The sequence below is a fragment of the Caldisericum sp. genome (genome assembly GCA_022759145.1).
Taxonomy (GTDB): Bacteria; Caldisericota; Caldisericia; order Caldisericales; family Caldisericaceae; genus Caldisericum.
Genome location: JAEMPV010000001.1, coordinates 1 through 3,098, shown reverse-complemented (window position 1 = coordinate 3,098; position 3,098 = coordinate 1). Strand labels below are relative to the sequence as shown.

The following is a 3,098-nucleotide window of genomic DNA, read 5'->3' as shown; positions in this document are numbered from 1 at the left end:
CCCGATCCTGCCGAAACGGTGATCACAAATGTGATTGGTTCGAAAGTTGCCTCAAGCGCAGAATCATCATCTATGCCCGAGACTTTAACAACATAAGAACCATTACCGAGGTCTTTAGCGGTTGATAATATCGAAACTTTGTTTAAAAATATATCCTTAAGTTTAAAACCTGGAAATGGTGTAACTATAAAATCCTTTTCATCATAAGGCGACATCTCAAACTCTCCTGATGGCTCAATTTCCCCTCCGGATGGCTCTTTAACTTTAAGGACTGCAACACTTTCAAGTCGGTAAATCCCACCGCCATCAGTCCCAAGGAAAATTTCCCCGCTTTTTGTTTCTGCAATTGAGGTTGCATAATAACTTGTAAGCCCATTATTTATTGCTGTATAAGAAAAGTCCTTATTTAAAAATAAAACTCCGCTATCCGTTGCAAGATAGATAATGCCATTAACCTCAATCATATCGAAAATTACAGAGTCACTCAGAATTAGATTGGATGAATCACCTTCAATTATATAAAGACCGCTATTTGTCCCAACAAAGAGTTTTCCATCAAAGACATTAATCGTTTTGATTGTAGAACTAATTTCCTTTACAACCTCAAAGTTTTCAAGATCCTTTGATACAACAAGACCCTTATCCGTGCCAGCATATAGTTTGTTATCTCCATAAAAGAGGGCGGAGCAGGTGCCATCATAGATTTTTGTAAATGAATCAAGCGAGCCTTCAATTCTTAATATCCCCGCATCAGTCCCTAAAAATATGATATCTTTTCCCTGATAACTAAATCCCGTAACTGCGTATACTGTATCTGAAAAATATCTTTTAAAAGTCGAGCCAAAATCAGTCGAGTATAGCAAACCCAAAGATGTGCCCGCATAGATCACATTTGGATCTGTGGGGCTTTCTAAAAGGCAAAGTATCGGCACATCAAATTTTGCATGGAACTCGAAGGTTTGTCCATTGTCGCTACTTTTACCAACATCCCCTGAGGAGGTTCCCACAAAAAGGGTATCATTAAAAAATCTCACAACCTTTGTATTTTCTTCAGGAAACCCTTCCGAGTAAAACCAGTATTTCATTTTTGAAAAGTCATAGTGAAGGACACCAATGCCAGTTAAAATTAGTGCAGTATTACTTTTTTCATCATAATAAATTGCATTATTTGATTCGATAGTATTTGGAACGTCAAGTTTTTCCCAATTTTTACCCATATCTTTGGTCATATAAAGCACTGGTTCATCGTAGAGTACCTCGGGTAATCCAGTTACCCTGTTTATCCCATAAACAACAAGGTCGCCAACTGCAAACGCTAAATTAGGGTCATTGGGATTAACAACAATCTGCTTGAAAATATAGGCGCCTTGCGAGTCTGCCGATATGTTAAATGTTTTTGTTAATGTTTTTCCACCATCTGAACTTACATATATGTTCCCAAGAGTTGAAACATATAGGACATTTGGATTGCTCCTGCATATGGAAATTGAAGAGATTATAAGGTCATCATAACCAAGGTATTGGAAGGTCGCTCCTGCATCAACTGTCTTATAAATGCCGTCCAGGAAAGTTGCAACATATGCTGTTTTAGGATCAACCGGGTCGTATGCAATATAAAGGACAAAATCACCATCCTTTAGGGTCAAAATTCTTTGCCATGAAGCCCCATCGTCTTTTGAAACAAACAATCCCAAATCAGTACCTACAAAAATCATTTGCGTTTTTGGTACAACGGTAACTATAGTCACAGAATACCCAGAAAAATATTTAATCTCAGAAAAGTTTTCACCATAATCAACCGACTTAAACAGTCCAAAATTTGTCCCAACAAATATTTCTTTGCTATTTTCGGGATTTATTCCAATAGAAAAACCTCCCATTTATGAAACCAACATTTACAAAACTTGAACCACCATCAATACTCTTAAGAAGTCCGCTATCAGAACCAACATAAATAATCGATGGATTATTTGGGTCAACCTCCATATCACCACCGAAAACACGTGAAGCAAATCCTTTGAATGATTGGCCATCATTATCCGACCATAGGAGTGCACTCTCTGTCCCTACAAAAATTCTCCCATCACAAGAAATATAAATAGAATATATGGAGTTTGCTCTTATCTTAAGTTTCTCAAAAGTTCCCTTCTCAAGGTCAATTCTATAAAGAGAGCCATCGTTTTTCCCAACGATTACTCTATATGGATTGTCTCTGTAAAAATATGTTGCAAGAAAATTGCCTGAGGTAAGTAAAGGGCTTATGTTCGTTGGGTTTACAAAATAAATAGGATCTATATCGCTTATATAAACGCCATCCGATGTCCCTATCGCTATCTTTTTACTTGAAATTGAAATACTGTTTACAGTGGAGCTCTGAAAGCCAAGAAATTTGAAGGAAAGAGTTTTTTTCTTCAAATGAATAGAGTCCGTCGGATGTGCCCACAAGGAGTGTAGAATTATTTAATCTTGCTATTGTTAAAACATCTTTGTCTTCAAGCCCAATTTCAACCCATTTATTCTGGTAAAACCTGTAAAGCCCTGCATTAATGCCGTTGTTTAGGACGCCTGCGTATAGCGAATCTCCTCCAAACTCAATGCTTGTTACATTAAGCCTCATATCACCAAGGAGGCTAAAGTTCTTTCCTGCATCATATGAAACAAAGAGACCTGTTGCAGTACCTACATATATGACATTTTAATCCATTGGGTTAAGTTTTACGGTGTACGTATTCAGTTCGCTAAGACCGTCATTCATCGGGTTAAAATGTTTCCCACCGTCGCTACTTTTAAGAACGCCTTTGCCCCAGGTTGCAAGGTAAATAATATCAGTGTTTTGAGGGTCGACCTCAACACTGTTTACAGGACTAAAGTAGCTTGAAGACGAAACAAGGCTCTGTTTTGATAGAAGGGATTCCCAATAAAGCGTTTTACCAAAAGTTACATCAGGAAATAATAGTGCAATCAAAACTAAAAATATGGTGATTTTTTTCATCCTCCACCTCAAGAACATTATATTACTGAGCTAAAAAAGTCAAACAAAAAACTAAATGTTCTCTTCTATTATCTTCTCGAGGACATATTCGACAATCGAGGAAAAC

General features: G+C 37.2%; 4 protein-coding genes. All 4 read right to left on the bottom strand.

Going from position 1 to position 3,098, the window contains the following annotated elements; all coding sequences use genetic code 11:
* On the bottom strand, window positions 1-1,880 hold a 1,880-nt coding region (locus JHC30_00020; protein MCI4462555.1), incomplete at its 3' end, for a hypothetical protein.
* Entirely contained in the window at window positions 1,843-2,415 is a 573-nt protein-coding gene (locus JHC30_00015; GenBank protein ID MCI4462554.1) for a hypothetical protein, read from the bottom strand. The genes JHC30_00020 and JHC30_00015, both read right to left, overlap by 38 nt.
* Complete coding sequence (locus JHC30_00010; GenBank protein ID MCI4462553.1) at window positions 2,339-2,617, bottom strand: hypothetical protein; 279 nt, start codon at window positions 2,615-2,617, stop codon at window positions 2,339-2,341. The genes JHC30_00015 and JHC30_00010 overlap by 77 nt, the downstream gene beginning before the upstream one ends.
* A 78-nt stretch (window positions 2,618-2,695) precedes the next feature.
* On the bottom strand, window positions 2,696-2,992 hold the full coding sequence (locus JHC30_00005; GenBank protein MCI4462552.1) for a hypothetical protein: 297 nt from the start codon (window positions 2,990-2,992) through the stop codon (window positions 2,696-2,698).
* Window positions 2,993-3,098: the final 106 nt, after the last annotated feature.